General features: G+C 61.6%; 23 protein-coding genes. 6 read left to right on the plus strand and 17 right to left on the minus strand.

The annotated features are described in order from the left end of the window. Positions 1-171: 171 nt before the first annotated feature. The 4 genes from AC3WS7_RS13600 to AC3WS7_RS13615 all read left to right on the plus strand — a co-directional run bounded on the left by AC3WS7_RS13600 (position 172) and on the right by AC3WS7_RS13615 (position 4,614). The gene (locus tag AC3WS7_RS13600; protein ID WP_296470305.1) at positions 172-414 is read left to right on the plus strand and encodes an exodeoxyribonuclease VII small subunit; all 243 of its coding nucleotides are present in this window, start codon (positions 172-174) and stop codon (positions 412-414) included. Next, positions 414-1,367 (plus strand): polyprenyl synthetase family protein, encoded by a 954-nt coding sequence (locus tag AC3WS7_RS13605; protein WP_296470302.1) that lies wholly within the window; start codon positions 414-416, stop codon positions 1,365-1,367. The genes AC3WS7_RS13600 and AC3WS7_RS13605 overlap by 1 nt, the downstream gene beginning before the upstream one ends. Positions 1,368-1,435: 68 nt before the next feature. Beyond that, positions 1,436-3,331, plus strand: coding sequence for a 1-deoxy-D-xylulose-5-phosphate synthase (dxs, locus tag AC3WS7_RS13610; RefSeq protein ID WP_492656729.1), 1,896 nt, complete (start codon positions 1,436-1,438; stop codon positions 3,329-3,331). A 203-nt stretch (positions 3,332-3,534) separates the two neighbouring features. Then, positions 3,535-4,614 carry a TRAP transporter substrate-binding protein gene (locus AC3WS7_RS13615; protein WP_492656730.1) on the plus strand — a complete coding sequence of 360 codons (1,080 nt, stop codon included), beginning with the start codon at positions 3,535-3,537 and terminating at the stop codon, positions 4,612-4,614. A gap of 58 nt (positions 4,615-4,672) precedes the next feature. Here AC3WS7_RS13615 and AC3WS7_RS13620 read toward each other — a convergent pair whose 3' ends face one another. The 3 genes from AC3WS7_RS13620 to AC3WS7_RS13630 all read right to left on the minus strand — a co-directional run bounded on the left by AC3WS7_RS13620 (position 4,673) and on the right by AC3WS7_RS13630 (position 7,419). Further along, entirely contained in the window at positions 4,673-5,179 is a 507-nt protein-coding gene (locus tag AC3WS7_RS13620) for a hypothetical protein (RefSeq protein WP_492656731.1), read from the minus strand. Between the two features lie 70 nt (positions 5,180-5,249). After that, positions 5,250-6,812 carry a TRAP transporter large permease gene (locus AC3WS7_RS13625; protein ID WP_492656732.1) on the minus strand — a complete coding sequence of 521 codons (1,563 nt, stop codon included), beginning with the start codon at positions 6,810-6,812 and terminating at the stop codon, positions 5,250-5,252. A 67-nt stretch (positions 6,813-6,879) separates the two neighbouring features. After that, positions 6,880-7,419 carry a TRAP transporter small permease subunit gene (locus tag AC3WS7_RS13630; RefSeq protein ID WP_492656733.1) on the minus strand — a complete coding sequence of 180 codons (540 nt, stop codon included), beginning with the start codon at positions 7,417-7,419 and terminating at the stop codon, positions 6,880-6,882. A 226-nt stretch (positions 7,420-7,645) separates the two neighbouring features. Here AC3WS7_RS13630 and AC3WS7_RS13635 point away from each other — a divergent pair, with 226 nt between their 5' ends. Beyond that, a complete protein-coding gene (locus tag AC3WS7_RS13635) occupies positions 7,646-8,080 on the plus strand; it encodes a universal stress protein (protein ID WP_492656734.1) in 435 nt (144 codons plus the stop codon). A 12-nt stretch (positions 8,081-8,092) separates the two neighbouring features. Here the strand turns inward: AC3WS7_RS13635 and nhaD are convergent, their stop codons facing one another. Then, complete coding sequence (gene nhaD, locus AC3WS7_RS13640; RefSeq protein ID WP_492656735.1) at positions 8,093-9,376, minus strand: sodium:proton antiporter NhaD; 1,284 nt, start codon at positions 9,374-9,376, stop codon at positions 8,093-8,095. Positions 9,377-9,488: 112 nt separating this feature from the next. Here nhaD and AC3WS7_RS13645 point away from each other — a divergent pair, with 112 nt between their 5' ends. Beyond that, positions 9,489-11,090: a methyl-accepting chemotaxis protein gene (locus tag AC3WS7_RS13645; protein ID WP_492656736.1), complete on the plus strand. Its 1,602-nt coding sequence runs from the start codon at positions 9,489-9,491 to the stop codon at positions 11,088-11,090. Here AC3WS7_RS13645 and crcB read toward each other — a convergent pair. The 13 genes from crcB to gyrA all read right to left on the minus strand — a co-directional run bounded on the left by crcB (position 11,087) and on the right by gyrA (position 25,344). Then, positions 11,087-11,482: a fluoride efflux transporter CrcB gene (crcB, locus tag AC3WS7_RS13650; RefSeq protein ID WP_492656737.1), complete on the minus strand. Its 396-nt coding sequence runs from the start codon at positions 11,480-11,482 to the stop codon at positions 11,087-11,089. The two genes, AC3WS7_RS13645 and crcB, sit on opposite strands and share 4 nt — an antisense overlap. After that, positions 11,482-11,772, minus strand: coding sequence for a ComEA family DNA-binding protein (locus AC3WS7_RS13655; protein ID WP_492656738.1), 291 nt, complete (start codon positions 11,770-11,772; stop codon positions 11,482-11,484). Before AC3WS7_RS13655 ends, crcB begins: the two co-directional genes overlap by 1 nt. A 27-nt stretch (positions 11,773-11,799) precedes the next feature. After that, a complete protein-coding gene (gene rfaD, locus AC3WS7_RS13660; protein WP_492656739.1) occupies positions 11,800-12,822 on the minus strand; it encodes an ADP-glyceromanno-heptose 6-epimerase in 1,023 nt (340 codons plus the stop codon). Beyond that, positions 12,819-13,748 carry a D-glycero-beta-D-manno-heptose-7-phosphate kinase gene (rfaE1, locus tag AC3WS7_RS13665; RefSeq protein ID WP_296470275.1) on the minus strand — a complete coding sequence of 310 codons (930 nt, stop codon included), beginning with the start codon at positions 13,746-13,748 and terminating at the stop codon, positions 12,819-12,821. Before rfaE1 ends, rfaD begins: the two co-directional genes overlap by 4 nt. Before the next feature lie 24 nt (positions 13,749-13,772). Continuing rightward, positions 13,773-14,930: a lipopolysaccharide assembly protein LapB gene (gene lapB / locus AC3WS7_RS13670; protein WP_492656740.1), complete on the minus strand. Its 1,158-nt coding sequence runs from the start codon at positions 14,928-14,930 to the stop codon at positions 13,773-13,775. Continuing rightward, entirely contained in the window at positions 14,920-15,234 is a 315-nt protein-coding gene (locus tag AC3WS7_RS13675) for a LapA family protein (RefSeq protein ID WP_296470270.1), read from the minus strand. The genes lapB and AC3WS7_RS13675 overlap by 11 nt, the downstream gene beginning before the upstream one ends. A 72-nt stretch (positions 15,235-15,306) precedes the next feature. Next, positions 15,307-15,618, minus strand: a complete 312-nt coding sequence (locus AC3WS7_RS13680) for an integration host factor subunit beta (RefSeq protein ID WP_296470267.1) — start codon at positions 15,616-15,618, stop codon at positions 15,307-15,309. Between the two features lie 120 nt (positions 15,619-15,738). Next, positions 15,739-17,421, minus strand: coding sequence for a 30S ribosomal protein S1 (gene rpsA / locus AC3WS7_RS13685; RefSeq protein ID WP_296470264.1), 1,683 nt, complete (start codon positions 17,419-17,421; stop codon positions 15,739-15,741). A gap of 103 nt (positions 17,422-17,524) precedes the next feature. Continuing rightward, positions 17,525-19,522, minus strand: a complete 1,998-nt coding sequence (locus AC3WS7_RS13690; RefSeq protein ID WP_492656741.1) for a bifunctional 3-phosphoshikimate 1-carboxyvinyltransferase/cytidylate kinase — start codon at positions 19,520-19,522, stop codon at positions 17,525-17,527. Continuing rightward, entirely contained in the window at positions 19,523-20,398 is an 876-nt protein-coding gene (locus AC3WS7_RS13695; protein WP_296470258.1) for a prephenate dehydrogenase, read from the minus strand. 21 nt (positions 20,399-20,419) lie between these two features. Further along, on the minus strand, positions 20,420-21,502 hold the full coding sequence (gene pheA, locus AC3WS7_RS13700) for a prephenate dehydratase (protein WP_492656742.1): 1,083 nt from the start codon (positions 21,500-21,502) through the stop codon (positions 20,420-20,422). Positions 21,503-21,509: 7 nt separating this feature from the next. After that, positions 21,510-22,622, minus strand: a complete 1,113-nt coding sequence (gene serC / locus AC3WS7_RS13705; RefSeq protein WP_492656743.1) for a 3-phosphoserine/phosphohydroxythreonine transaminase — start codon at positions 22,620-22,622, stop codon at positions 21,510-21,512. Between the two features lie 70 nt (positions 22,623-22,692). After that, positions 22,693-25,344 carry a DNA gyrase subunit A gene (gene gyrA, locus AC3WS7_RS13710; protein WP_492656744.1) on the minus strand — a complete coding sequence of 884 codons (2,652 nt, stop codon included), beginning with the start codon at positions 25,342-25,344 and terminating at the stop codon, positions 22,693-22,695. Positions 25,345-25,391: the final 47 nt, after the last annotated feature.

Raw genomic sequence — 25,391 nt, forward strand, 5'->3', positions numbered from 1 at the left:
AGACTCCCCACAGGGGGATGCACCAAAGTGCGCGGTGAATGGGAGCCGTCCTTCCCAGAAGCGGGAGGCCGGATGCGGGACGGGCGATTGTACCCGCAGCGCACGCTGGCGGCCCGCGCCGCAGGGGTGCCTTGGGCCTAAAATCGCGCTTTGCTTTTTGAATCACCTCCCATGCCCAAGGCCAGCGCACCGCCCACCACCACGCCCCCCATGCCCGCCAGCTACGAGGCCGCCATGCAAGAACTGGAAAGTTTGGTGGGTCGCCTGGAGTCGGGCGCGCTGCCGCTGGAGCAGTTACTGAGCGGTTACCAACGTGGTGCGGCGCTGCTGCAGTACTGCCGCGAGCAGTTGCAGGCGGTGGAAGAACAAATCAAGGTGCTGGACGACGGCGCCCTCAAACCCTGGAAAGCCTGATGCACGCCGTTGTTGCCCCCCATCCCGTGGCCGCCTTTGATTTGGACAGTTGGAGCCGCGAGCGCCTGGACCAGGTAGAGCGTGCGCTGGAGACCTGGATCACCGCCGAGGCCCCCCAGGGCGTGGACCATGGGGCCCCGGCTGCGCTGGTAGAGGCCATGCGCTACGCTGTGCTGGACGGTGGCAAACGCCTGCGCCCGCTGCTGGTGCTGGCAGCGCACGAGGCGGTCGCCGCCGAAGGCCACGCCTGCCCGGCAGCTGCCTTGCGTGCGGCCTGTGCGGTGGAGCTGATCCACGCGTATTCGCTGGTGCACGACGACATGCCCTGCATGGACAACGATGTGTTGCGCCGGGGCAAACCGACGGTGCATGTGCAGTTTGGCGAGGCCAGCGCCTTGCTGGCCGGGGACGCATTGCAGGCCCTGGCATTTGAGTTTTTGACGCCGCAAGACGACTCCGTGCCCTGCACCACGCAGGCCAGACTCTGCGGCCTGCTGGCGCGTGCGGCCGGTAGCTCCGGCATGGCCGGCGGCCAGGCGATTGACCTGGCCAGCGTGGGCCTGCCGCTCACCGAAAACCAGCTGCGCGAGATGCACCAGCTCAAGACCGGTGCGCTGTTGCAGGGCAGCGTGCTCATGGGCGCGCACTGCGCCCAGCCCGGTGCGCAGGCACTGGCGGCGCTGGATTCCTATGGCGCCGCCATCGGCCTGGCCTTCCAGGTGGTGGACGACATCCTGGACGTGACGGCTGACTCGGCCACGCTGGGCAAGACGGCGGGCAAGGATGCCGACAACGACAAGCCCACCTATGTGTCGCTGATGGGGCTGGACGCCAGCCGGGCCTATGCGGCCCAGCTGCTGCTGCAGGCACTGGATGCGCTGCAGGCCAGTGGCCTGCGCGACACCCGCGCCCTGCAGGCCCTGGCCGGCATGGTGGTGCACCGCGCAAGCTAGGTTTTAAGAGTGAAATAGGCCTCTAGCCCCCGAATAATATGCGCAAGCAGCTACTAAAAAGATAGCAAATGCCCTCTAGCACACCCATCCCCGCGTCCTTGCTGTCCACCATCGACGACCCCGCAGCCCTGCGCCAGCTGCCCCGCGCCCAACTGCGTGCGCTGGCCGACGAGCTGCGCACCTACTTGCTCAACAGCGTGGCCAAAACCGGCGGCCACCTGAGCTCCAACCTGGGCACGGTGGAGCTGACGGTGGCGCTGCACTACGTGTTCAACACGCCCGAAGACCGCGTGGTCTGGGATGTGGGGCACCAGACCTACCCACACAAGATCCTGACTGGCCGACGTGACCGCATGCACAGCCTGCGCCAGTTCGGTGGCCTGTCCGGCTTTCCGCGCCGCGACGAGAGTGCCTACGACACCTTTGGCACCGCACACTCCAGCACCTCCATCTCGGCCGCGCTGGGCATGGCGCTTGGGGCTCGCATCAAGGGGGAAGACCGGTATTCGGTGGCCGTGATTGGCGACGGCGCGATGACCGCCGGCATGGCCTTTGAGGCACTCAACAACGCGGGTGTGGAAGACTGCAAGCTGCTGGTCATCCTCAACGACAACGACATGTCCATCAGCCCGCCCGTGGGCGCCCTGAACCGCTACCTGGCGCAGCTGATGAGCGGCCAGTTTTACGCAGCCGCCAAAAATGTGGGCAAGAGTGTGCTCAAGGGCGCGCCCCCGTTGTTTGCGCTGGCCAAGCGCATCGAAGAGCAGGCCAAGGGCATGGTGGTGCCGGCCACGCTGTTCGAGAAATTCGGCTTCAACTACATCGGCCCCATCGACGGCCACGACCTCGATTCGCTGATCCCCACGCTGGAAAACATCAGGCATCTCAAGGGCCCGCAGTTCCTGCACGTGGTCACCAAAAAAGGCCAGGGCTACCAGCTGGCCGAGGCCGACCCCGTGGCCTACCACGGCCCCGGCAAGTTTGACCCCGCGGTGGGGCTGGTCAAGTCCACCGCACCGGCCAAGCAGACCTTCACCCAGGTGTTTGGCCAGTGGTTGTGCGACATGGCCGCGGCCGACCCGCGCCTGGTCGGCATCACGCCGGCCATGCGCGAAGGCTCGGGCATGGTGGAGTTTGAAAAACGCTTTCCTGCGCGCTACTTTGACGTGGGCATTGCCGAGCAACACGCGGTCACGTTTGCCGGTGGCTTGGCCTGCGAAGGGCTCAAGCCCGTGGTGGCGATTTACTCCACCTTCTTGCAGCGCGCCTACGACCAGCTGATCCACGACGTGGCGCTGCAAAACCTGCCTGTGGTGTTTGCACTGGACCGCGCGGGTCTGGTGGGCGCCGATGGTGCCACGCATGCGGGTGCCTACGACATTCCCTTTTTGCGCTGCATTCCCAATGTCAGCATTGCCTGTCCGGCCGATGAGAACGAGTGCCGCCAATTGCTGAGCACTGCGTTTGCCCAAAACCACCCGGTGGCGGTGCGCTACCCACGTGGCAGTGGTGCAGGCGTAGCAGTGCAAAGCAGCCTGGAGGGCCTGCCCTTTGGCAAGGGCGAGATCCGCAAGCAAGGCCGTGGCATTGCCATTCTGGCTTTCGGCACACTCTTGCAGCCTGCACTGGTGGCTGCCGAGGCGCTGGGTGCCACGGTGGTGAATATGCGCTGGGCCAAGCCGCTGGATACCGAATTGCTGCTGCAGGTGGCGCGCAGCCACCAGGCGCTGGTGACTGTGGAAGAGGGCGCCACTTTGGGTGGTGCTGGCAGTGCGGTACTGGAGGCACTGCAGGCTGCAGCCATCGCGCTGCCGGTGCTGCAACTGGGCTTGGCCGATGTGTTCACCGAGCACGGCGACCCTGCGCATTTGTTGCAATTGCAGGGCCTGGATGCGCAAGGTATTCAGGCCTCCATTACGCAGCGTTTTGGTGCATTGTTGGCGCCGACTGTGCGCGCCGCGTAAGCCACAAGTCAGTTAAAAGCCAGCGTGCAATGCGCTGGCTTGCAGAATCCTGAATGCGGCGCTTTCGCGTGTCCGTGTCGAGGGAAAACCCCCACCATCACCCCCATGCGCGTTCCTACAATCGCGCTTGACTATTGAAGTCCTCGCGCTCTGGAACAACTGGGTCGCGAGATGGTTACAACACAATTACCGGAGTACACCGAATGGATCGTCGTTCAATTATCAAAAACGCTGGTATCGCTGGCGTGCTGGCCGCGGGCGCGGCTCCCGCTGTTCATGCGCAACAAGCTGTTCGTTGGCGCCTGTCGTCGAGCTTCCCCAAAGCTCTGGACACCATTTTCGGTGCTGCGGAAGTCTTCTCCAAGCAGGTCAAGGCTTTGTCCGGCGGAAAATTCGAGATTTCGGTGCACGCTGGCGGTGAAATTACGCCTCCGTTCGGCGTGGTGGATGCTGTGCAAAATGGTGCCATTGAATGTGCCCATACAGCACCGTATTACTTCTTTGGCAAAAACGAAGCCTTTGCGCTGGGTTGCGCTGTTCCCTTCGGTTTGAACAGCCGCCAGATGACGGCTTGGATGTACGAAGGCAACGGTCTGAAGCTGATGCGTGAGTTCTACGCCAAGTACAGCATGATCAATTTCCCCATGGGTAACACAGGCGCCCAGATGGGTGGCTGGTACCGCAAGGAAATCAAGTCCCTGAAAGATATCAAGGGCCTGAAGATGCGTATTGGCGGCTTTGCTGGCAAGGTGTTTGAACCCATGGGTGGCGTGCCGCAAAACATCCCCGGCGGTGAAATTTACACCGCCCTGGAAAAAGGCACGATCGATGCTGCCGAGTGGGTGGGCCCTTACGATGACCAGAAGCTGGGCTTCCATAAAGTGGCACCGTTCTACTACTACCCAGGCTGGTGGGAAGGCGGTCCTCAATTGGACTTGTTCGTCAACCAGAAGGCCTACGATGCCCTGTCACCCGAGAACAAGGCCATCATTGAAGCCGCTTCTACCTACGCGCACGTGGACATGCAAGCCAAGTACGACGGCCGCAACCCCATGGCGTTGAAGCAACTGGTGGGTGCTGGTACCAAGCTGCGTCCTTTCCCCAATGACGTGCTGGCTGCTGCTTTCAAAGAGGCGATGTCCCTCTACACCAAGCTGAGCGATACCAACGAGGATTGGAAGAAAATCTACTCGGACTATTCCAAGTTCCGTGCCGATTCCAACCTGTGGTTCCGTTTCACAGAAGCCAAGTTCGACAGCTTCATGCAAACACAAAAACTGTAATTGGGGCAGACAAAAAAAACCGCGCCACGGCGCGGTTTTTTTACGTCTGAACAATCACTCAGCGCTGCTGTTTGAGCGCGTCAAGGCAATCTTCCAGGCGTTTGAATTCGCTCAGCATCGCAGCTTGGGCTGCATAAAAAATGACCAGCTTGCCGCCGAAGGTCTTGGTATACAGCCGTGGCGCGATCAGCCATTCCAGGCCAGGTATCCGAATCACTTTGGCATAGGCCAGATTGTTCAGTTCCACCCGCTTGCTCCACATCCAGCTTTGCTCGATGGCTGTGCTGGTAAGGCGGGTGGTGCCGGTTACCACAAACCAGACGGTGTAGGCCATCAGGGCCCAAGGTGCCCAAATCCAGAACACCGTGTTATCTGCGGTCAGCGGGCCGGTACCTACTTGCATTTTCCAGGCCCATCCACTGGCCAGTAGCATCAGGACCAGGGCAATGCCTTTGAACACCGGGCTGTAGGCGGGTGCCACCATGTCACCACCTTGTGGCGAGAACTGCAGGGTGGCAGGTGTGATGTCCGGGCTCGGGGCGGAATCGAAAGGTGTATCGCGCATAGGTTTCGGGGTTCCATAAAAAAAGCCCCATCCGTGGACGGGGCTGGTGGGCCGGGCTGGCCAAAGGGCTCTATTTTTTGAACAGCTCGTCGATTTTTTTCTGCTCGTCGTCGGCGGCTTTTTCTGCCGCTTTGTCGGCTGCGGCCTCGTCCACCGGTTCGCCTTCTTTGGGCATGGGCAGTTCGCCAGCTTTGAGTTCCATGCCAGGCGCAGGCTCTTCCACCGGCATTTCAATGACCACCTTGTCTACGTCAATGTCGACCTTTTCGTCGAGGAACATGGTGACCGATTGCGGCACGAAGATCACGATAACCACCAAGATGATTTGCATGACCACCCAGGGAATGGCGCCCAGGTAAATGTCGTTGGATTTGACCGGTTCAGGAATGCGTTTGTCTTTGAACAGGGTGTCGGCAATGCCACGCAGGTAGAACAGCGCAAAACCGAAGGGCGGGTGCATAAAACTGGTTTGCAGGTTCACGCACAACAACACACCGAACCAGATCAGGTCGATCCCCATCTTGTCGGCCACAGGTGCCAGCATGGGAACAATAATGAAGGCGATCTCAAAGAAGTCCAGGAAGAACGCCAAGAAGAACACAAACACGTTCACCACGATCAGGAAGCCGGTTTGACCACCGGGCAGGCCGGTGAGCAGATGCTCGACCCACTTGGCGCCGTCTACCCCCTGGAATACCTGGCTGAAGACACGTGAACCGATCAGGATGAACACCACCATGGCGGTCAGGCGCATGGTGCCCGCCATGGCCTCCCAGATGAGGGCTTTTGTCAGGCGTTTGGACATGCCTGCCAATATCATCGCGCCCACTACACCCATGGCACCGGCTTCGGTAGGGGTTGCAATCGCGTGGTTCTGGAAGGGCAGGCCGCCCATGGAGCCCAAGACCGTGAAGATCAGCAGGGCGGAGGGGACGATTCCGCGCAGGCACTTTTTCCACAGGGCCCAACCGTTGAGCGTGCGTGCGGAGACAGGAATCCCGGGAAGGTAGTTCGGTTTGATGCGCGTGAGCAGGAAGGTGTACAGAGCAAACATGCCGACTTGCATCAGCGAGGGGCCCCAGGCGCCCTTGTACATGTCACCCACAGGGCGGCCCAATTGGTCGGCCAGCACCACCAACACCAGCGAGGGTGGCACCAGTTGTGTGATGGTGCCCGAGGCGGCCAGCACGCCGGTGGCGTAGCGCATGTTGTAGTTGTACTTCATCATCACCGGCAGCGAGATCAACGCCATCGCGATCACCTGGCCTGCCACGGTGCCAGTGATGGCTCCCAGGATGAAGCCGACGATGATGACCGAGTAGCCCACACCACCGCGCATGGGGCCGAACAGCTGACCCATGGAGTCCAGCATGTCTTCGGCCAGGCCGCACTTCTCCAGGATGGTGCCCATGAAGGTGAAAAATGGAATCGCCAGCAGCAATTCGTTGTTCAGGATGGAGAAGATGGAGATGGGCAGGTTGCCCATGAAGGCGGCGGGGAACCAGCCCATCTCGATGGCATAGAAGCCACTGGCAAGTCCCAGTGCCGCCAGCGAGAAGGCGACCGGGAAGCCGATCAACATGATGATGACCAGCCCCGCAAACATGATGGGGGGGAAGTGTTCCATTTGCATATCTAGTTCCTGAATCTCAAAACGGGGGCATGCTTACAAGGCAAGGGCGTGGCAGCTGACGAGCGGCTCACTGCAAAGGTTTTTCGTAGTGCGTGTCCATTTGGTACTTGCCTTGCAAATAGGCCACGCGCTTGATGATTTCTGCCAGACCTTGCAGGAGTACCAGGCCAAAGCCCAGCGGCATGGCCAAAACGGCGGGCCAACGAATCAGGCCCCCGGCGTTCTGCGACATTTCACCCGAGGTCCAGGAATTGACAAAGTAGCCCCAGGACAGAACCATCAGCAAGGTGATGACGGGCAACAGAAACACCACCAGGCCGAGCAGGTCCACATAGACCGGCTTGTTTCCTTTGATCTTTCCGTAGATCAGGTCAACACGGACGTGTTCGTTCAGTTTGAGAACGAGTGGCGCACCCACCATCACCATGTAGGCGAACAGGTACCACTGGATTTCGATGAAGGAGTTGGAGCTCCAGTCGAACCCGTAGCGCACGAAGGCATTGGCGGCACTGATCAGCGCTGCGAATAACACGGTCCAGGATGCGAGCGTACCGAACTTTTCGCTGACCCAGTCCATGCCGAGTGCGAGTTTCAAGAGGATTGCCACGGGAAGTCTCCAATCTGTAATTGCGATGGACCAGAGCAAGGTCGTACCCTGCCTGATCGACACGGGGATAGTGCCTTAAATCCCCTGTAAAAAACCTGACGCAGAGACTTGGTGTTTACCCTTAAGCCCCGTTGGGATAGGCTTGTTGACCTGCGTCAGGATGGCGCGGACGGTGTACCGATACATTGCGATTGCGTTCCTGCATTGATCACAGCGAAAGGTTTTTATGTTCAAACATATTCTCATGCCCACCGATGGTTCAGAGGCCTCCGCCCGTGCGTTGGCCAAAGGTGCCGCATTGGCACAGGCGCTGGGTGCCTCTGTCACGCTGGTCAGCGCGTTGGAGCCCTATCCTTTAGGTTTGGGCGGTAGTGCCTATCGGGCCGAGGACCAGCCTGGGCACCAGGCCGCGCTGGCCGCTGCCCAGCATTGGCTTGACGCTGGACTGGCCATTGTTCGCCAATACGCAGTCGAGGCCCATCATCGCATTGAGCAAGAACGTAGCGTGTGCCAGAGCATTTTGAACGCTGCGTCCGCCACCGGGGCCGACCTCATCGTCATGGGGACCCATGGGGCCGGTGCTTTGGAGCGTTTGCTGGTGGGCAGTCAGACCCAAAAAGTGTTGGCGCAGACAAACATTCCTGTATTGGTCCTGCGTTGAAACACCGCTGGCTCAGGCCAGCCAATGCTGTTGGGCCATGTAGGTGAGTGCTCCGGCAAAATAGCCCAGCAATGCCAGGCCGCTGATTTTGCGTGCGTACCAGAGGAAATCAATTTTCTCCAGCCCCATGGCTGCCACGCCCGCGGCGGAGCCAATGATCAGGATAGAGCCGCCAGTGCCTGCGCAATAGGCCAGAAATTCCCATAAAAAGCTGTCCGCTGGAAATTGCGCCAAGCTGTACATGCCCATGCTGGCCGCCACCAGGGGCACGTTGTCCACCACCGCACTGACCAGACCGATCAGCAAAACAATCACGTCCTGCCGGCCCACGGTGGCATCGAGCCAGTGTGCAATGGACGACAGCACGTGGGCATGTTCCAGCACGGCCACGCTGAGCAAAATGCCGATGAAGAAAACGATGGAGCTCATGTCGATGCGTGTCAGGGCGCGCGCCAGGGTCAGGCGTTGCTTGCGCAAGTCTTCTTCTTTGCGGTGCACGAGGTCACCCACCAGCCAGAGCAGGCCCAGACCCAGCAAAATTCCCATGAAAGGGGGCAGGTGTGTCACCGTCTTGAACACAGGGACCATCACAAGAATGGCGAGGCCCAGAAAAAACATCAGGTTGCGCTCGAATGTGCTGGTTTCGAATGGAATGTCATCTGTGTGTTGCTGGGGGGCTATCACCCGACGCTGGCCCAGCCAGGCGCTGGTTGCGGCCAAGGGCACCAACAGATTGACCAGTGAAGGGAAAAACAAGCCCTTCATGATTTCTGTGGCAGTAATTTGCCCGCCGATCCAGAGCATGGTGGTCGTGACATCACCGATCGGCGTCCATGCGCCACCTGCATTGGCGGCGATGACGATGATGCCCGCAAAGAACAGGCGGTCTTCGCGGCGGTCCAGCAGTTTTTTCATCAGGGACACCATGACGATGGTGGTGGTCAAGTTGTCCAGGATGGAACTCAGCAAGAAAGACACACCACCGACCAGCCACATGAGTTTGGACAGGCGTGTGGTTCGGATGCGCGAAGTAATGACTTCGAAGCCGTTGTGCGCATCGACCACCTCCACAATGGCCATCGCACCCATCAAGAAAAACACAATCTGAGCGGTTCCCGTGAGCGATTCGCCCAGCTCGGCATTCAAGACTTGCGGGTTGCCCTGGTCCAGGGCATAGAGCGTCCACATCAGTCCTGCTCCCAACAGGGCCGTGGCGGACTTGTTGACTTTGAGAGGGTGTTCCAGCGCAATGGCGGTGTAGGCAAGAACGAACACCAGGATCAGGGCGGTCAGCATGGGTGACTTTCAGAGGTTGGCTTTGGCGCATGGACGTCGGGCGGGAGTGTAATGGCTGTGTCACACCAAAGTCATACAGACCAGCGAGCATTTCATCCCACAGGAGGATGGTATGACTTGGCTTGCGCGTTTGCGAATTCGATCCCGTTTGTTGGTGTTGCTGGTGTTTTCGGTGATGGCTTTGGCGGTGCTAGGGGCCTTTGCGGCATGGACCATAGACCGCGAGGCGACACGTGCCACGGCCTTCATCGATTCGGAGTTTGAGGCGCTGCAGGCTCTGGGGGCGTTGCGTACCTACCTGGGGGATGCGCGCCGCTATGAAAAAGAAGTGTTGCTGACCATGGGGGATGAGGCGGCCACGGAGCGTTACAGCCAGCAATGGGGCCAGTCTCTGGCAGCGACGCAGCTGTCCTTGGCGCAGCTGCAAGGCCTGGCCCAGGCAGCCGAGGCCACGGCCCTGGGGGAGATGGCCCAGCGCCTGCGTGTGTATGAGGCCGGGTTCAAAGACATTCTGGGGCGGCTGGCGCGCGGGGAGTTGCACGACCCTTGGGCGGCCAACGCGGCCATGGCACCACTGGCCGCCGACATGCAAGCCACGGAGCAGGGCCTGATGCAGGTATCGCAGGCCCTGGGCGCGCGGGCCAGCGAGCGCCGGGCGGCACTGGCCCGCACCGGTGGGCAAGCGCCCTGGGTGGTGTTGGTGGCCACGGCGGTGGTGGCGTTGCTGGCGACACTGTTGGTGCTGGCCATCGTGCGCTCTATCGTGCGCCCCATGCAAGCCCTGCAAGCAACGGCCAAGGCCTGGGGGCAAGGTGATCTCACCGCCACCGTGCGGGCTGAGGGGCGGGATGAGATTGCGCAGGTGCAGGAAGACCTGGGGCGCATGCATGCTGCACTCAGCCAACTGGTCTGGCAGGTACGCACGGGGGTGGAGGTGGTGGGAGACAACACTGCAGAGATTGCTACGGCCAATGGGGAGCTGTCTGAACGCACTGAGCGGGCCGCGACGGCCTTGCAGCACACGGTGGCTTCCGTTGAGCAGCTTGCGCAGGCGGTGCGTCACACTGCTGATTCAGCTACCCAGGCCGTGGGTTCGGCCGATGCCGCCCAGCAGGTGGCACAGCGGGGGGGTGAGGTGGTGAACCAGGTGGTGCACACCATGCAGGACATCAATGACGCCTCGCGCAAGATTGCCGACATCATTGCGGTGATTGACGGGATTGCCTTTCAGACCAACATCCTCGCACTCAATGCCGCGGTGGAGGCCGCCCGTGCGGGTGAACAGGGGCGGGGCTTTGCGGTGGTGGCCAGCGAGGTGCGTTCACTGGCTGGGCGTTCGGCCCAGGCGGCACGCGAGATCAAGGCCATCATCCATGACTCGGTCGATAAAGTGGAGCAGGGGTCCGCTTTGGCTGCGCAGGCCGGGCAGACCATGCGCGAGATGGTGGCGGGCGTGGGACTGGTTGTGGGCGTGATTCAGCGTATCCGCGCGGCTGCGCACGAACAGCTGCAGGGGATCGGTGCCATCAGCAGTGCCATGGCGGGCATTGACCAGGCCACCCAGCAAAACGCGGCCATGGTGGAGGAGTCTGCGGCAGGAACCATGAGCCTGGCGCAGGAAACCCAGCAATTGCGCACCGCGGTGCGTGTGTTTCAGCTGGACACTCAGCCGCTCATTTTGGAGTCAAATAGGCCTCTAGCCCTTATGAATTAAGCGCGAGAAGCTATCAAATATGTAGCAGACCGCAGCCCGGCGATGGTGAGCAGCAGCGAGCCCAGCAAGTGCAGTGCTGCAGTGCCCAGCGCCAGGGCGTAACGCTGCTGGCCCAGCATGGCCACCACCTCGGCCGAGAAGCTGGAGAAGGTGGTCAGCGCACCTAGAAAGCCAGTGACCAGGGCTAGGCGCCAGACCGGGTCCAGCTGCGGAAGCGCCTGGAACACGGCCACACATATCCCAATCAAATATCCACCGATGAGGTTGGCCGCCAGTGTGCCCCAGGGCAGTACCGTGCCGGCGGTGGCCACAGGGTTCAGCCAGAGGCCCAGCTGCCAGCGGGCCAATGCGCCTACGCAGGCCCCCAGGCAGATGGCGAGCACCTGTGGCATCACGGGGCGCTGACCTTGCCGCTGAAGGGTGCGCCGTTCACGGTCAGGCCTTCGGCTGAGAGTTTGGTGGCGGCCGAGGTTTTGATGCCCTTGACGCGGGCCATGAAGTCAGCCCAGTCTTTGAAGGGCCCCACCGCGCGCGCTTCCAGAATGCGCCCGGTGCTGCTGGGGCCCAGGCCCTTGACGCCGTCGAGCTGCGCTTCGGTGGCGCTGTTGACGTCCAGTGCCCAGGCGGATGCGCTGAGGAGCACACCAAAGGCCAGTGCAGCAAGTGGGCGTGGAATCGGCATGGGCGCTCCTTGGGGCGGTGTGGACGCTCAGGCCTTGCGCTGGGCCAGCCACTGCACGTACTTGGCCACGCCGGTTTGTACGTCCACAAACGTATGGTCGCAGCCGGTGGCGCGCAGGGCGCTCAGGTCGGCCTGGGTGTAGCACTGGTACTTGCCGCGCAGCGCATCGGGGAAGGGAACGTACTCCACCAAGCCCTGGGCGGCAATGTCGGCCAAGGGCAAGGCACCCTCACCGCGCAGGCCGCGCATGGCGTTGACCACCGAGCTGGCCACGTCGTTGAAGGGCTGGGCCCGGCCGGAACCGAGGTTGAAGATGCCGCTCTGGCTGGGGTGGTCGAAAAACCAGAGGTTCACAGCCACTACGTCGTCGATGAAGACGAAGTCGCGCATCTGCCCGCCCTGTGGGTAGCCGCCGTATTCACCAAACAGCTTGACCTTGCCCTCGGCATTGAACTGGTGGTACTGGTGAAACGCCACGCTGGCCATGCGGCCCTTGTGCTGCTCGCGCGGGCCATAAACGTTGAAGTAGCGAAAGCCCACCACCTGCATGGTTTTGCCGGCCTTGGTGCGCTGGAAGTCGCTGCCACACTCACGGCGCATGCGCTGGTCAAACAGCAGTTTGGAATAGCCGTAGACATTGAGCGGTGCCTCAAAGACCGGGTCCTCGCGGAAGGTGTCGGAGCCGCCGTAGGTGGCCGCACTCGATGCATACAACAGGCGCGCACCGCGCTTCTGGCAGGTTTGGAACAGGTTCCAGGACAGCGTGTAGTTGTTGGCCATCATGTACTTGCCGTCGGGCTCCATCGTGTCACTGCACGCGCCCTCATGAAACACGGCTTCCACCTGGCCGTAGTGGCCTGAGGCGAATTCGTCGTAGAACGTGTCCATGTCGACGTAATCGGCAATCTTCAAATCCACCAGGTTGCGGAATTTGTCGCCTTGCTTGAGGTCGTCTACCGCAATGATGTCGGTCAGACCACGGGCATTGAGCCCGGCAATGATGTTGCTGCCAATAAAACCGGCCGCGCCGGTGACCACGATGCGTGTCATGCAAATAGCTCCTCGTAGGACACCGTGGCGGTGCCAAATTTACCCACTACCAGACCACCGGCCCGGTTGGCCAGGGGGACGGCCTCGCGCAGGCTCAGGCCCGCGCCCACCAGAGTGGCCATGGTGGCAATGACGGTGTCGCCGGCACCGGTGACGTCAAACACCTCGCGTGCCTGGGCGCTCACATGCAATTGGCCTGCGGTGTCAAACAGGGTCATGCCTTCTTCGCTGCGGGTCAGCAGTACGGCATCGAGCTTCAACTGTTCACGCAGGGTTTGAACCTTGGTGCGCAGGTCGTCCTCGCTGCTCCAGCCGCCAATCACCTGCTGCAGTTCGGCCCGGTTGGGGGTGATCACGCTGGCGTTCTGGTAGCGCGAGTAGTCGCTGCCCTTGGGGTCGATCAGGATGGGTTTGCCCGCGGCGCGCGCGCGCGCAATCATGTCACTCACGTGGGCCAGGCCCCCCTTGCCGTAGTCGGAGAACAGCACGGCATCGTGCTGGGGCAGCAGCTGCGCAAACGTGGCAGTTTGCGTGGCCAGGATCTCGCTCTTGGGGGTGTTTTCGAAGTCCAGTCGAATGAGTTGCTGCTGGCGCCCGATGACACGCAGCTTCACCGTGGTCTTGAGGTCGGCATCGCGGCCAAAGTGGGTGCGGATACCGGTGGTGGCCACCAGTGCTTCGAGTTTGTGGCTGGCCTCGTCATCGCCCACCACGGTGAGCAGCGAGGCCTGGGCGCCCAGCTTGGCTGCATTGAAGGCTACGTTGGCCGCACCACCGCAGCGCTCTTCCTCGCGCGTGATGCGCACCACCGGCACCGGTGCCTCGGGGCTGATGCGGTCCACCGCACCGTACCAGTAGCGGTCCAGCATCACATCGCCGACGACCAACACGCGGGCTTGGGCCAATTGTTCTTTTGCAATCATCATGGTTGTCATATTAGCGGGCAGTGTTCATAGTTCCTCTACCCTGCGCGCAGGGTAGCTGTCCCAGGCCTGGCAGCCGGGGCATTGCCAGAAGTGCTGTTTGGCTTCGAAGCCGCAGGCCGCGCAGCGGTAGCGCGTCAGGGGTTTGACGGCGTGGTCCAGCGCGCGCTGGACATGGGGGTGAAAGGCTTCGTGCTCCAGTTTCTCCCCGGCGATCCATTTGGCTGCGGCCACCAGGGAGGGCTCGTTCTCCAGGTGGCGGGCGTACCACTCGCGTGCGGTGGGGGCGGCCTGGGTGCCGACGGCTTCCAGCGCCACGATGGCATCCAGCACGTCCAGCGAGCGACCCTGGGCATAGACCTCTTGCAGCAGGGCAAGTACCTGGGGTTCCTGGTGCGCGGCCATGGCCTGCTGGGCCAGCAGGGGGGCAATCAGGCCCACCGCGCTGGGGGCGGCATGCATGGCCTCGGTCAGGGTGTTGCAGGCCTGCCCGGCGTGGCCTGCGCGGGCTTGCAGCTGGGCCAGGTCCATGCGGGGGCGCGGGGCATCGGGGGCGGTGGCCATGGCTTCTTCAAGCAGGGGTGTGGCGTCCGTGGTGTGGCCCGCGCTGACCAAGGTGGCCGCTTGTTCACACAGGTAGTGGGCCAGTCGTCCTTTGAAGCTGCCTTGGCCACTGGATTCGAGCTTTTGTGCCACCAGCGCGGCATGCTCCCAGTCGCGCGAGCGCTCGTAGTTGGCCAGCAGGGCCAGGCGGGCCTGGGCTTCAAAGCGGGTGCCTTCGAGCTTGAGCAGCGCGTCTTCTGCCCGGTCCAGCAGACCGGCCTTGAGGTAGTCCAGTGCCAGCGCATGTTGGGCACGGTGGCGGTCGTCCTCGCTCAGGTCGCCGCGCGAGAGCAGGTGCTCGTGCACGCGCACGGCACGTTCGTATTCGCCGCGGCGGCGAAACAGGTTGCCCAGCGCGAAGTGCAGCTCCGAGGTGTCGGGGTCGTTCTGTACCGCTTCGATGAAGGCATCAATCGCCTGGTCCTGCTGCTCGTTGAGCAGGAAGTTCAGGCCTTTGAAGTAGGCCTTGGGGGCCTGGCGGTTTTCCATGCGCAGTTGGCGCAGGTCCATGCGGGAGGCGAGCCAGCCGAGCACAAAGGCCACGGGCAGGCCCATGAGGATCAGGGTGATGTCAAAGTCCATTCGGCGGGGGTGTTGGGGTTTTGTCGGCCTCTGCGGTCACGGTGGCCAGTGCGGTGGCTGCCAGGTTGCGAGCCTGTTTGGCAGCACGGCGATGGCGCCACCAGCGTGGCACCATGCCCAGCACACCAATAGCCACACCGGCGGCAAAGGTGATCAGTACGACCAGCACCATGGGCGCAGTCCAGCGTGTGCCAAAGAAAAACTGCACGGTGACATCGCCCTGGTTGTTCAGGGCAAAAGCGAACAGGGTAAAAAAAATGGCTGCTTTAAGTAGCCACTTAAAGAGCCATACGAGCTGTTTCATTCATCTCCTCGGTGTCGAGGAATTCTAAATCCAATAACCATCCCCTCGTGGGGCGGCTCTGTGCGGTTCGCATCAGCTGTTGGGGTGCGACTCCAGTTCGGCGGTGCGTTGGTCTACGGCTTCGCGCAGGGCCTTGCCGGGCTTGAAGTGGGGCACCCGTTTTTCAGGAATGGCCACGCTCTCACCACTGCGGGGATTGCGGCCCATGCGGGGCGGGCGGCGGTTGATGGAGAAGCTGCCGAAGCCGCGGATCTCAATGCGGTGACCGCGGACCAGGGCATCGTTCATGGCGTCCAGGATCGCCTTCACGGCGAACTCGGCGTCGCGGTGGGTCAATTGGCTGAAACGGTTGGCCAGTTCTTCAACGAGGTCGGAGCGGGTCATGGATGTCTAGGCTAGAGAGAAGAAAAAACGACCGGCCCCCAAGGGAAGCCGGTCGTTTGTTCAGTTCAACAACATATCAGATGGTTGGTGGGACAGAGCTTGGGCGCTGTCCCCAACTGATTAGGAGTTGTTGTCCAGTTTGGCGCGCAACAGAGCGCCCAGGCTGGTCGTACCAGCATTTTCGCGGGCAGACTGCTGGCTCAGGTTCTGCATGGCTTCGTTTTGGTCAGCCATGTCTTTCGCCTTGATGGACAACTGGATGTTGCGGGTCTTGCGATCCACGTTCACCACCACAGCGGTCACTTCGTCGCCTTCTTTCAGTACGTTGCGTGCATCTTCCACGCGGTCACGGCTGATTTCGGAAGCGCGCAGGTAACCCAGGATGTCTTCGCCCAGGTCGATTTCAGCACCCTTGGCGTCCACGGTCTTGACCTTGCCGGTCACGATCTGGCCCTTGTCGTTAACCGACACGAAGGTGGTGAAAGGATCGGAGTCCAACTGCTTGATACCCAGGGAGATGCGTTCGCGGTCCACGTCTACAGCCAAGACCAAAGCCTCAACTTCTTGGCCCTTCTTGAATTCGCGCACGGCGGTTTCGCCGGACTCGTTCCAAGACAGGTCGGACAGGTGCACCAGGCCGTCGATACCGGCAGCCAGACCCACGAACACGCCGAAGTCGGTGATCGACTTGATCGGGCCCTTGACGCGGTCGCCGCGCTTGGTGTTCTGAGCAAATTCTTGCCAAGGATTGGCCTTGCACTGCTTCATGCCCAGGGAGATGCGACGCTTGTCTTCGTCGATTTCCAGAACCATGACTTCGACTTCGTCACCCAGGGCAACGATCTTCGAAGGTGCAACGTTCTTGTTGGTCCAGTCCATTTCGGACACGTGCACCAGGCCTTCGATTCCGGGTTCGAGTTCCACAAACGCGCCGTAGTCGGCGATGTTGGTGATCTTGCCGAACATGCGGGTACCTTGGGGGTAACGGCGGTTCACGCCCATCCAAGGATCGTCGCCCATTTGCTTCAGACCCAGAGACACGCGGTTCTTTTCGGTGTCGAACTTCAGGATCTTGGCAGTGATCTCTTGACCAGCCGTCACCACTTCAGAGGGGTGACGGACACGGCGCCATGCCATGTCGGTGATGTGCAACAGGCCGTCGATGCCGCCCAGGTCCACGAACGCACCGTATTCGGTGATGTTCTTGACCACGCCTTGCACCACAGAACCTTCTTTGAGGGTGTGCATCAGCTTGGCGCGCTCTTCGCCCATGGAGGCTTCCACCACAGCGCGGCGGCTCAGCACCACGTTGTTGCGCTTGCGGTCCAGCTTGATAACCTTGAATTCCAGGGTCTTGTTTTCGTAGGGAGACAGGTCCTTGGTAGGACGTGTGTCGACCAGCGAGCCGGGCAAGAATGCGCGGATGCCGTTGACCAGAACGGTCAGGCCGCCCTTGACCTTGCCGGACGTGGTGCCGGTGACGAACTCGCCGGATTCCAGGGCCTTTTCCAGGCTCATCCAGGAAGCCAGGCGCTTGGCCTTGTCGCGGGACAGGATGGTGTCGCCATAGCCGTTTTCCACGGAGTCGATGGCCACGGACACGAAGTCGCCCACTTGGACTTCGATTTCGCCCTTGTCGCTCTTGAATTCTTCGATTGGCACGTAGGCTTCGGACTTGAGGCCAGCGTTGACCACAACAAAGCTGTGCTCGATACGGACGACTTCAGCGGTGATGACTTCACCGGTGCGCATTTCCGAGCGTTGTAGCGATTCTTCAAATAGGGCTGCGAAAGATTCAGACATGAGTTTTGCGGTTTGCACCGCGGGGTTAAGTTATTGAACCCCACAGCCGATGCGCAGACGCGCGAGAGGAGCTATGGGGACCAGTTTGCCCAGCTAGCCGGGGCTAGAAAGGCCGTTTGCTTTGCCACCAGGTCAACACGGTTTCAACCGACGATGCGACGGTCAGATCCGAGTTGTCCAGCAACTGGGCATCTTCGGCAGGCTTCAAGGGGGCGACGGTGCGGGATGAGTCCCGGGCGTCGCGCGCCTCCAAGTCGGCACGAAGACTGTCGATTGTAGTGGGAATCCCCTTTGAAATCAACTGCTTATAACGCCGCTCGGCGCGGCAGGCGGCGCTGGCGGTCAGGTAGACCTTGAGCGGGGCATCCGGGAAGATCACGGTACCCATGTCACGCCCGTCGGCCACCAGGCCCGGCAGCTTGCGAAAACCACGTTGCAAATCGATCAAAGCGGCCCGCACGGCCGGGAAAGCCGATACCTTGGAGGCGTTCATGCCCGCGTCTTCAGTGCGGATGGCGTCGCTCACATCCTCATCGGCCAGCCAGATGTGGCTGCCTTCGAAGTGGATGGGCAGGGTGCGCAGCAGGTTGACGATGGTTTGCTCGTGGGCCACGTCCAGCACAATGCCGGCGCGGGTGGCTGCCAGACCGGTGATCCGATACAGCGAGCCGGAATCCAGAAAGTGGTAACCCAGTTTTTCGGCCAGTACGGCAGCCAGCGTGCCCTTGCCGGAGGCGGTGGGCCCGTCGACGCAGATGACTGGGATGGCGGCAGTGTCGGCAGATGCCACTGAAAACAGCGCCTCGAAGTAGTCGGGGAAGGTCTTGGCCACGCACTTGGGGTCTTCGATGCGGATGGGCAAGCCCGCCGGGTTGAAGGCCGCGAGTGAGAAGCACATGGCGACGCGGTGGTCGTCATAGGTATGGATGCTGCCTGTCGTCCATTGGCTGATGGACGCGGGCGGTGTGACGCTGATGAAGTCCGCGCCTTCCACCACGGTGGCGCCCAGCTTGCGCAGCTCGGTGGCCATGGCGACGATGCGGTCGGTTTCCTTGACGCGCCAGCTGGCGATGTTGCGCAGGGTGGTCGTGCCGTCGGCATACAGCGCCATCACGGCCAGCGTCATCGCGGCGTCGGGGATGTGGTTGCAGTCTAGGTCGATGGCCTTCAGGGGCCAGGCGCCGCGCTGGATCTGCAGCCAGTTGGGGCCGCTCTCAATCTGCGCGCCCATGGCCTGGGCGGCTTCCATGAAGCGGATGTCGCCTTGGATGGAGTCGGCTCCGACGCCTTGAATTTTTACGCCATTTTGGCCATTGGCCCCCGTGGATATTGCGCCGAGTGCTATGAAATAGCTAGCGCTTGAGGCGTCCGCTTCGACGTGAATCTCGCCCGGCGACTGCAGCTGGCAGCCTGCCGGGATGGTGAAGCGTTGCCAGCCATCGCGCCGCACTTGTACGCCAAAGCGGGCCAGCAGGTTCAACGTGATCTCGATATAGGGGCGGGAAATGAGTTCACCCACCACATCGATCACGATGTCCTTGGCAGCGACCAGCGGCAGCGCCATGAGCAGGGCGGTGAGGAACTGGCTGGACACGTCGCCGCGCACCTGGATCGGCGCATCGAGTTTCAAGGCGGGCATGCCCAATTTCAGGGGTGGGTATCCGTCATTGCCCAGGTAATCAATCGCGCAGCCCAGTTGGCGCAGTGCGTCCACCAGGTCGCCGATGGGGCGTTCGTGCATGCGGGGCACGCCGCTGAGCTCAAAGTCACCCCCCAACACGGCCAGTGCGGCGGTCAGTGGGCGCATGGCAGTGCCGGCATTGCCCAGGAACAGCTTGGCTGACGCGTTGGGCAACTGGCCGCCCAAGCCGGTGATACGCACGACGGCGCCAGATTCCTCTACCCCGCAGCCCAGCGTGCGCAGGGCTACCAGCATGACGCGGGTGTCATCCGAGTCCAGCAGGTCGTGGATGGTGGTGGTGCCAGCGCTCATGGCGGCAAGCAGCAACACGCGGTTGGAAATGCTTTTGGAGCCGGGGAGGGTGACAGTACCCGCGGCGTGGGCGAGGGGCGGGAGGTCCAGAAAGGCAGTGGAGAACATTTATTTGTGGTGTTTGGACGCCATGGTCCAGTGGGCGCGGGTGTTGCTGGCCTGTTCGATCAGGCCTTCCAGCGCATCACCATTGCCGCTGGAAATCATCAGCTCCATGGCCTGCAGGGTGCGCTGGAAAATCTTGCTTTGCTCCAGCAGCTCTTCGCGGTTGGAGACCATGATGTCGCGCCAGATCTTGGGGTCACCCGCCGCAATGCGGGTGAAATCACGAAAACCAGGGCCGGCCAGGGACAGGTAGTCTTTGCCCTGGGGTTGGCTGGAGATGGCGTTCATGAGGGCAAACGCGATCAGGTGCGGCAGGTGGCTGACGGCGGCAAAAGCGGCGTCATGTTGCTCGGGCGACATCTTCAGTACCCGGCAACCCAGCGCGGTCCACACATCCACGGCCTTTTGCAGCTGGGTGGTGAGGGTGCGTTCGATGGGGGTCAGGATGATCTGCTTGCCCGCGTACAGGTCTGCGTCAGCATGTTCCACACCCGACAGCTCTTTGCCGGCAATCGGGTGGGCGGGCACAAACGAACCAATATGCTCACGCAGACCACGGCGGCCGGCGTCAATCACGTCGCGTTTGGTCGAGCCCACGTCCATGATCAGCATGCTGGGCGTGACCAGGTGCTTGATGGCCTTGAAGGTGGCTTCGGTGGCGGACACGGGCACGGCGATCAGCACGATGTCGGCGCCCGACACCGCGAGCAGTGCCGAGGGGGCTTCGATGTCGATCACACCCATTTGCCGTGCACGCTCGGTGGTCGACGGGGACTTGCTATAGCCAACAACCCGCTTGACCAGACCGGCCCGCTTGAGGGCCAGGGCAAACGAGCCGCCCATCAAGCCACATCCAATCAAGCCAAGCTGTTCAAACATAAAGGGTCCTGCAGGTGTGCATCAGTCGGCCAGCGGGTAGGTCCCCAGCACCTTGTAGAAGGCGCAGAGGCTGGACAAGTCTTTCAGGGCCGCCGCCACAGAGGGCTGGGACGGGTGGCCTTGCAAGTCGATGTAGAAATAGTATTCCCATTGGCCGGAGCGTGCGGGCCGGGATTCAAAGCGTGTCATGGACACGCCGTGGCGTTTGAGCGGCACCAGCATATCGTGCACGGCGCCGGGTTTGTTGGGCACGGAGACCACCAGGCTGGTGCAGTCTTTGCCCGATGCCTCGGGCGCGGGAAGTACGCTGGGCAGGCAGACCACGACAAAGCGGGTGCGGTTGAACGCCTCGTCCTGGATGGCGTGGGACGCAATGTGCAGGCCAAATTCGGAGCCCGCACGTTCGCTGGCAATGCCGGCCCAGGCCGGGTTGCTGGCGGCCAGGCGCGCGCCCTCTGCATTGCTGGACACCGCACGGCGCTCGGCGTTCGGCAGGTGGGTGCTGAGCCACTGCTGGCATTGGGCCAGCGCCTGCGGGTGGGCCAATACCACTTCGATGCCGTCCAGCGAGGCGCTGCTGCGCAGCAGGTGGTGGCGCACCAACAGGCTGATTTCGCCCACGATGTGCAGCGGGGAATTGAGCAGCAGGTCCAGCGAGCGTGTCACCACGCCTTCGGTGCTGTTTTCCACGGGGATCACACCAAACTCGGCCGAACCTGCGGTGGCTGCATGGAACACTTCGTCAAAGTTGGAGCAGGGCACGTGCGTGATGCTGGAGCCAAAAAATCGCAATGCCGCTTCTTCGCTGAAGGTGCCTTTGGGGCCCAGGTAGGCCACGCGTTGTGGCGCTTCCAGTGCGCGGCAGGCGGACATGATCTCGCGCCAGATGACGGCGACACTTTCGTTCTTGAGCGCGCCTTGGTTGGCTTGCTGCAGGTTGCTGATGACCTGGGCTTCGCGCTCGGGGCGGAAGACCGCAGAGCCTTCTACCTTTTTGATTTCACCCACTTCGTGCGCCAGCGCGGCGCGGCGGGTCAGCAGAGCCAGGAGTTCCTGGTCGACAGCGTCGATCAGGACGCGGAGTTCAGGGAGGGTACGTGCCATGGTGTGTTTAGCCGTGGGTGCGCTCGAACTCTTGCATGTACTGCACCAGTGCTTGCACGCCTTCGATGGGCATCGCGTTGTAAATGCTGGCGCGCATGCCGCCCACCGATTTGTGGCCCTTGACCTGAAGCAGCCCTGCGGCCTTGGCACCGGTCAGGAAGGCGTCGTTCAGGGCCTCATTGCGCAGGAAGAAAGGCACGTTCATGCGGGAACGGGCGCCGCGCGCCACACCATTCATGTAAAAGCCGGTGGCATCAATCGCGCCGTACAGCAATTCCGCCTTGGCGATGTTGCGTGCCTCCATGGCCGCTACGCCGCCCTGGCGCTTGAGCCACTGGAACACCAAGCCCGCCATGTAAATGGCATAGGTGGGGGGCGTGTTGTACATGGAGCCGTTGTCGGCCACGGTCTTGTAATTGAAGGCGCTAGGGCAGATCGGCAGGGCGTGGCCCAGCAGGTCTTCGCGGACCACGACGAGAGTGAGGCCCGCAGGTCCCAGGTTCTTCTGGGCCCCACCAAAGGCCAGGCCCACCTTACTCCAGTCCACCGGGCGCGAAGCCACGTGGGATGAGAAGTCAATCACCAGCTCGGCTTGGGAGCCCAGGGCTTTCAGGTCTGGCAGCGACTGAAATTCAATGCCGTTGATGGTTTCGTTGGTGCACAGATGCACATAACTTGCCTGGTCGCTGAGCTGCCAAGTGCTGGCGGCAGGAATGGATGTGAATCCGCCTGCTTTGTCACTGGCGGCGACTGTGGTCTGGCAGTACTTGCCGGCTTCCTTGAGCGACTTTTCGCTCCAACTGCCGGTCACGACAAAGTCGGCACTGCCAGTGCCGCCCGCTGGAGCCCGCAGGGCGCTGAGGTTCAGCGGAACGATCGCGTTTTCGGCCAGTCCGCCACCCTGCATGAACAGGATTTTGAAGTTGGCAGGCACAGCCAGCAGTTCACGCAAGTCAGCTTCAGCCGCTTCGTAAATACTCTGGAATTCCTTGCCCCGGTGGCTCATTTCCATCACACCCATGCCACTGCCATGCCAATCCAGCATCTCGTGGGCGGCTTGCGCCAGCACTTCGGCTGGCATGGCGGCCGGTCCGGCCGAGAAGTTGAAAGGGCGTTGCATCAGCTGGATTTTGTGTCAAATAGGGCGCTAGCCCCCGTGGTATATGCGCGAGAAGCTATCAAATTGATAGTTATTCGCTGGTCTCTCCGGTTTCGCTGGAGCCCTCTGCGCTCTCGCCAGCATCACCTTCCGTGGTGTTGGCGTCGTTTTCCACAATGCGTTGCAGGCCGCTGAGCTTGGAGCCTTCGTCCAGGCCAATCAGGGTCACACCCTGTGTGGCGCGGCCGAGTTCGCGGATCTCAGACACTCGGGTGCGCACCAGCACGCCCTTGTCGGTGATCAGCATGATCTCGTCGTCGGCATGCACCAGCGTGGCCGCAACCACTTTGCCGTTGCGCTCGGATTGCTGGATCGCAATCATGCCCTTGGTGCCACGGCCATGGCGGGTGTATTCGGTGATGCTGGTGCGTTTGCCGTAGCCGTTCTCAGTCGCGGTCAGCACGCTTTGTTGCTCGTCTTCGGCTACCAGCATGGCGATCACACTTTGGCCCACGTCCAGCGACATGCCGCGCACGCCGCGGGCATTGCGGCCCAGCGGACGCACATCGTCTTCGTCAAAGCGCACGGCTTTGCCGCCATCGCTGAACAGCATCACATCGTGTTTGCCGTCGGTCAGCGCTGCACCGATCAGGTAGTCACCCTCGTCCAGGTTCACGGCAATGATGCCGCCCTTGCGCGGGTTGTTGAATTCGTCGAGCGCCGTCTTCTTGACCGTACCCATGCTGGTGGCCATGAACACATACTGGTCGGCCGGGAAGGTGCGCTTCTCGCCGGTCAGTGCCAGCACCACGGTAATCTTTTCGCCCTCTTGCAGCGGGAACATATTGACGATGGGGCGACCGCGCGAGCCGCGTGAGCCCTGCGGCACTTCCCAGACCTTGAGCCAGTACAGGCGGCCGCGGTTGGAGAAGCACAGGATGTAGTCGTGGGTGTTGGCCACGAAGAGCTGGTCGACCCAGTCGTCTTCCTTGGTGGCCGTGGCCTGCTTACCGCGCCCGCCGCGTTTTTGCGCACGGTATTCGTGCAGGGGCTGGCTCTTGATATAGCCGCTGTGGCTCATGGTCACCACCATGTCGGTGGGGGTGATCAGGTCTTCGGTAGAGAGGTCAAAAGAGGAGTGCTCCACCAAGCTGCGGCGTGTGCCCAGCTTGCTTTGGCCGAATTCCTGTTTCACATGGCCAAGTTCTTCGCCAATGATGGTGGAGACGCGCTCGGGCTTGGCCAGGATGTCCAGCAAGTCCTCGATCTCTGCCATGACTTCCTTGTACTCGGCGATGACCTTGTCCTGTTCCAGACCGGTCAGGCGCTGCAGGCGCATCTGCAAAATCTCTTGTGCTTGCGTTTCGGACAGGCGGTACAGACCGTCATTGCCCATGCCAAATTCTTTTTCCAGGCCGTCGGGGCGGTAGTCATCGGCATTGACCACACCACCATCGGCGCGGGTGCGGGTGAGCATCTCGCGCACCAGCTTGCTGTCCCAAGGGCGGTTCATCAATTCGACCTTGGCCACCGGTGGTGTAGGCGACTCGCGGATGATGCGGATGAACTCGTCGATGTTGGCCATGGCGACGGCCAGGCCTTCCAGCACATGACCGCGTTCGCGGGCCTTGCGCAGGTTGAATACGGTGCGGCGTGTCACCACTTCGCGGCGGTGGTTCAGGAAGACTTCGATCAGGTCTTTCAGGTTGCACAGCTTGGGCTGGCCATTCACCAAGGCCACCATGTTGATGCCGAAGGTGTCCTGCAACTGGGTCTGCTTGTACAGGTTGTTCAGCACCACTTCGGGCACTTCGCCGCGCTTGAGTTCGATCACCAGACGCATGCCGGATTTGTCGGACTCGTCCTGGATGTGGCTGATGCCTTCGATCTTCTTCTCGTGCACCAGCTCGGCCATGCGCTCCTGCAGCGTCTTCTTGTTGACCTGGTAGGGCAGCTCGTCCACGATGATGGCCTGGCGCTGGCCTTTGTCGATGTCCTCGAAATGGCAGCGGGCACGCATCACCACGCGGCCGCGGCCAGTGCGGTAGCCGTCTTTGACGCCGTTGATACCGTAAATAATGCCTGCGGTGGGGAAGTCCGGCGCCGGAATGATCTCCATCAACTCGTCGATCGATGCACCGGGGTTCTTCAGCATGTGAAGGCAGGCATCGACCACTTCGTTCAGGTTGTGCGGCGGGATGTTGGTCGCCATACCCACGGCGATACCCCCCGAGCCGTTGACCAGCAGGTTGGGAATGCGGGTGGGCAGTACCAGCGGTTCCTTTTCGGAGCCGTCGTAATTGGGGCCGAAGTCGACCGTTTCCTTGTCCAGATCGGCCAACAGCTCGTGGGCGATCTTGGCCAGGCGGATTTCGGTGTAACGCATCGCGGCTGCGTTGTCGCCGTCTACCGAGCCGAAGTTACCCTGACCGTCTACCAGCATGTGGCGCATGGAGAAATCCTGCGCCATGCGGACGATGGTGTCGTAGACCGACTGGTCGCCGTGCGGGTGGTACTTGCCGATGACGTCACCGACGATACGTGCGGACTTTTTGTAGGCCCGGTTCCAGTCGTTGTTGAGCTCGTGCATCGCAAACAAGACACGGCGGTGCACCGGCTTCAAGCCGTCCCGCGCATCGGGAAGGGCGCGGCCCACGATCACGCTCATGGCGTAATCGAGGTAGCTGCGGCGCATTTCCTCTTCAAGGCTGATGGGCAGGGTTTCTTTGGCGAACTGGGTCATGGATAGACGGTGAACGGTGTCATGGACAGCTCTCGATTCTACGGCCG

This window comes from Rhodoferax sp. EU05-FHT12H12 (genome assembly GCF_058791215.1).

Excerpts from the sequence above, each read along its gene's own strand:
- AC3WS7_RS13600 (WP_296470305.1), top strand. The coding sequence starts at position 172 with ATGCCCAAGGCCAGCGCACCGCCCACCACCACGCCCCCCATGCCCGCC.
- AC3WS7_RS13605 (WP_296470302.1), top strand. The coding sequence starts at position 414 with ATGCACGCCGTTGTTGCCCCCCATCCCGTGGCCGCCTTTGATTTGGAC.
- dxs (WP_492656729.1), top strand. The coding sequence starts at position 1,436 with ATGCCCTCTAGCACACCCATCCCCGCGTCCTTGCTGTCCACCATCGAC.
- AC3WS7_RS13615 (WP_492656730.1), top strand. The coding sequence starts at position 3,535 with ATGGATCGTCGTTCAATTATCAAAAACGCTGGTATCGCTGGCGTGCTG.
- AC3WS7_RS13620 (WP_492656731.1), bottom strand. The coding sequence starts at position 5,179 with ATGCGCGATACACCTTTCGATTCCGCCCCGAGCCCGGACATCACACCT.
- AC3WS7_RS13625 (WP_492656732.1), bottom strand. The coding sequence starts at position 6,812 with ATGCAAATGGAACACTTCCCCCCCATCATGTTTGCGGGGCTGGTCATC.
- AC3WS7_RS13635 (WP_492656734.1), top strand. The coding sequence starts at position 7,646 with ATGTTCAAACATATTCTCATGCCCACCGATGGTTCAGAGGCCTCCGCC.
- nhaD (WP_492656735.1), bottom strand. The coding sequence starts at position 9,376 with ATGCTGACCGCCCTGATCCTGGTGTTCGTTCTTGCCTACACCGCCATT.
- AC3WS7_RS13645 (WP_492656736.1), top strand. The coding sequence starts at position 9,489 with ATGACTTGGCTTGCGCGTTTGCGAATTCGATCCCGTTTGTTGGTGTTG.
- crcB (WP_492656737.1), bottom strand. The coding sequence starts at position 11,482 with ATGCCACAGGTGCTCGCCATCTGCCTGGGGGCCTGCGTAGGCGCATTG.
- AC3WS7_RS13655 (WP_492656738.1), bottom strand. The coding sequence starts at position 11,772 with ATGCCGATTCCACGCCCACTTGCTGCACTGGCCTTTGGTGTGCTCCTC.
- rfaD (WP_492656739.1), bottom strand. The coding sequence starts at position 12,822 with ATGACACGCATCGTGGTCACCGGCGCGGCCGGTTTTATTGGCAGCAAC.
- rfaE1 (WP_296470275.1), bottom strand. The coding sequence starts at position 13,748 with ATGATGATTGCAAAAGAACAATTGGCCCAAGCCCGCGTGTTGGTCGTC.
- lapB (WP_492656740.1), bottom strand. The coding sequence starts at position 14,930 with ATGGACTTTGACATCACCCTGATCCTCATGGGCCTGCCCGTGGCCTTT.
- AC3WS7_RS13675 (WP_296470270.1), bottom strand. The coding sequence starts at position 15,234 with ATGAAACAGCTCGTATGGCTCTTTAAGTGGCTACTTAAAGCAGCCATT.
- AC3WS7_RS13680 (WP_296470267.1), bottom strand. The coding sequence starts at position 15,618 with ATGACCCGCTCCGACCTCGTTGAAGAACTGGCCAACCGTTTCAGCCAA.
- rpsA (WP_296470264.1), bottom strand. The coding sequence starts at position 17,421 with ATGTCTGAATCTTTCGCAGCCCTATTTGAAGAATCGCTACAACGCTCG.
- AC3WS7_RS13690 (WP_492656741.1), bottom strand. The coding sequence starts at position 19,522 with ATGTTCTCCACTGCCTTTCTGGACCTCCCGCCCCTCGCCCACGCCGCG.
- AC3WS7_RS13695 (WP_296470258.1), bottom strand. The coding sequence starts at position 20,398 with ATGTTTGAACAGCTTGGCTTGATTGGATGTGGCTTGATGGGCGGCTCG.
- pheA (WP_492656742.1), bottom strand. The coding sequence starts at position 21,502 with ATGGCACGTACCCTCCCTGAACTCCGCGTCCTGATCGACGCTGTCGAC.
- serC (WP_492656743.1), bottom strand. The coding sequence starts at position 22,622 with ATGCAACGCCCTTTCAACTTCTCGGCCGGACCGGCCGCCATGCCAGCC.
- gyrA (WP_492656744.1), bottom strand. The coding sequence starts at position 25,344 with ATGACCCAGTTCGCCAAAGAAACCCTGCCCATCAGCCTTGAAGAGGAA.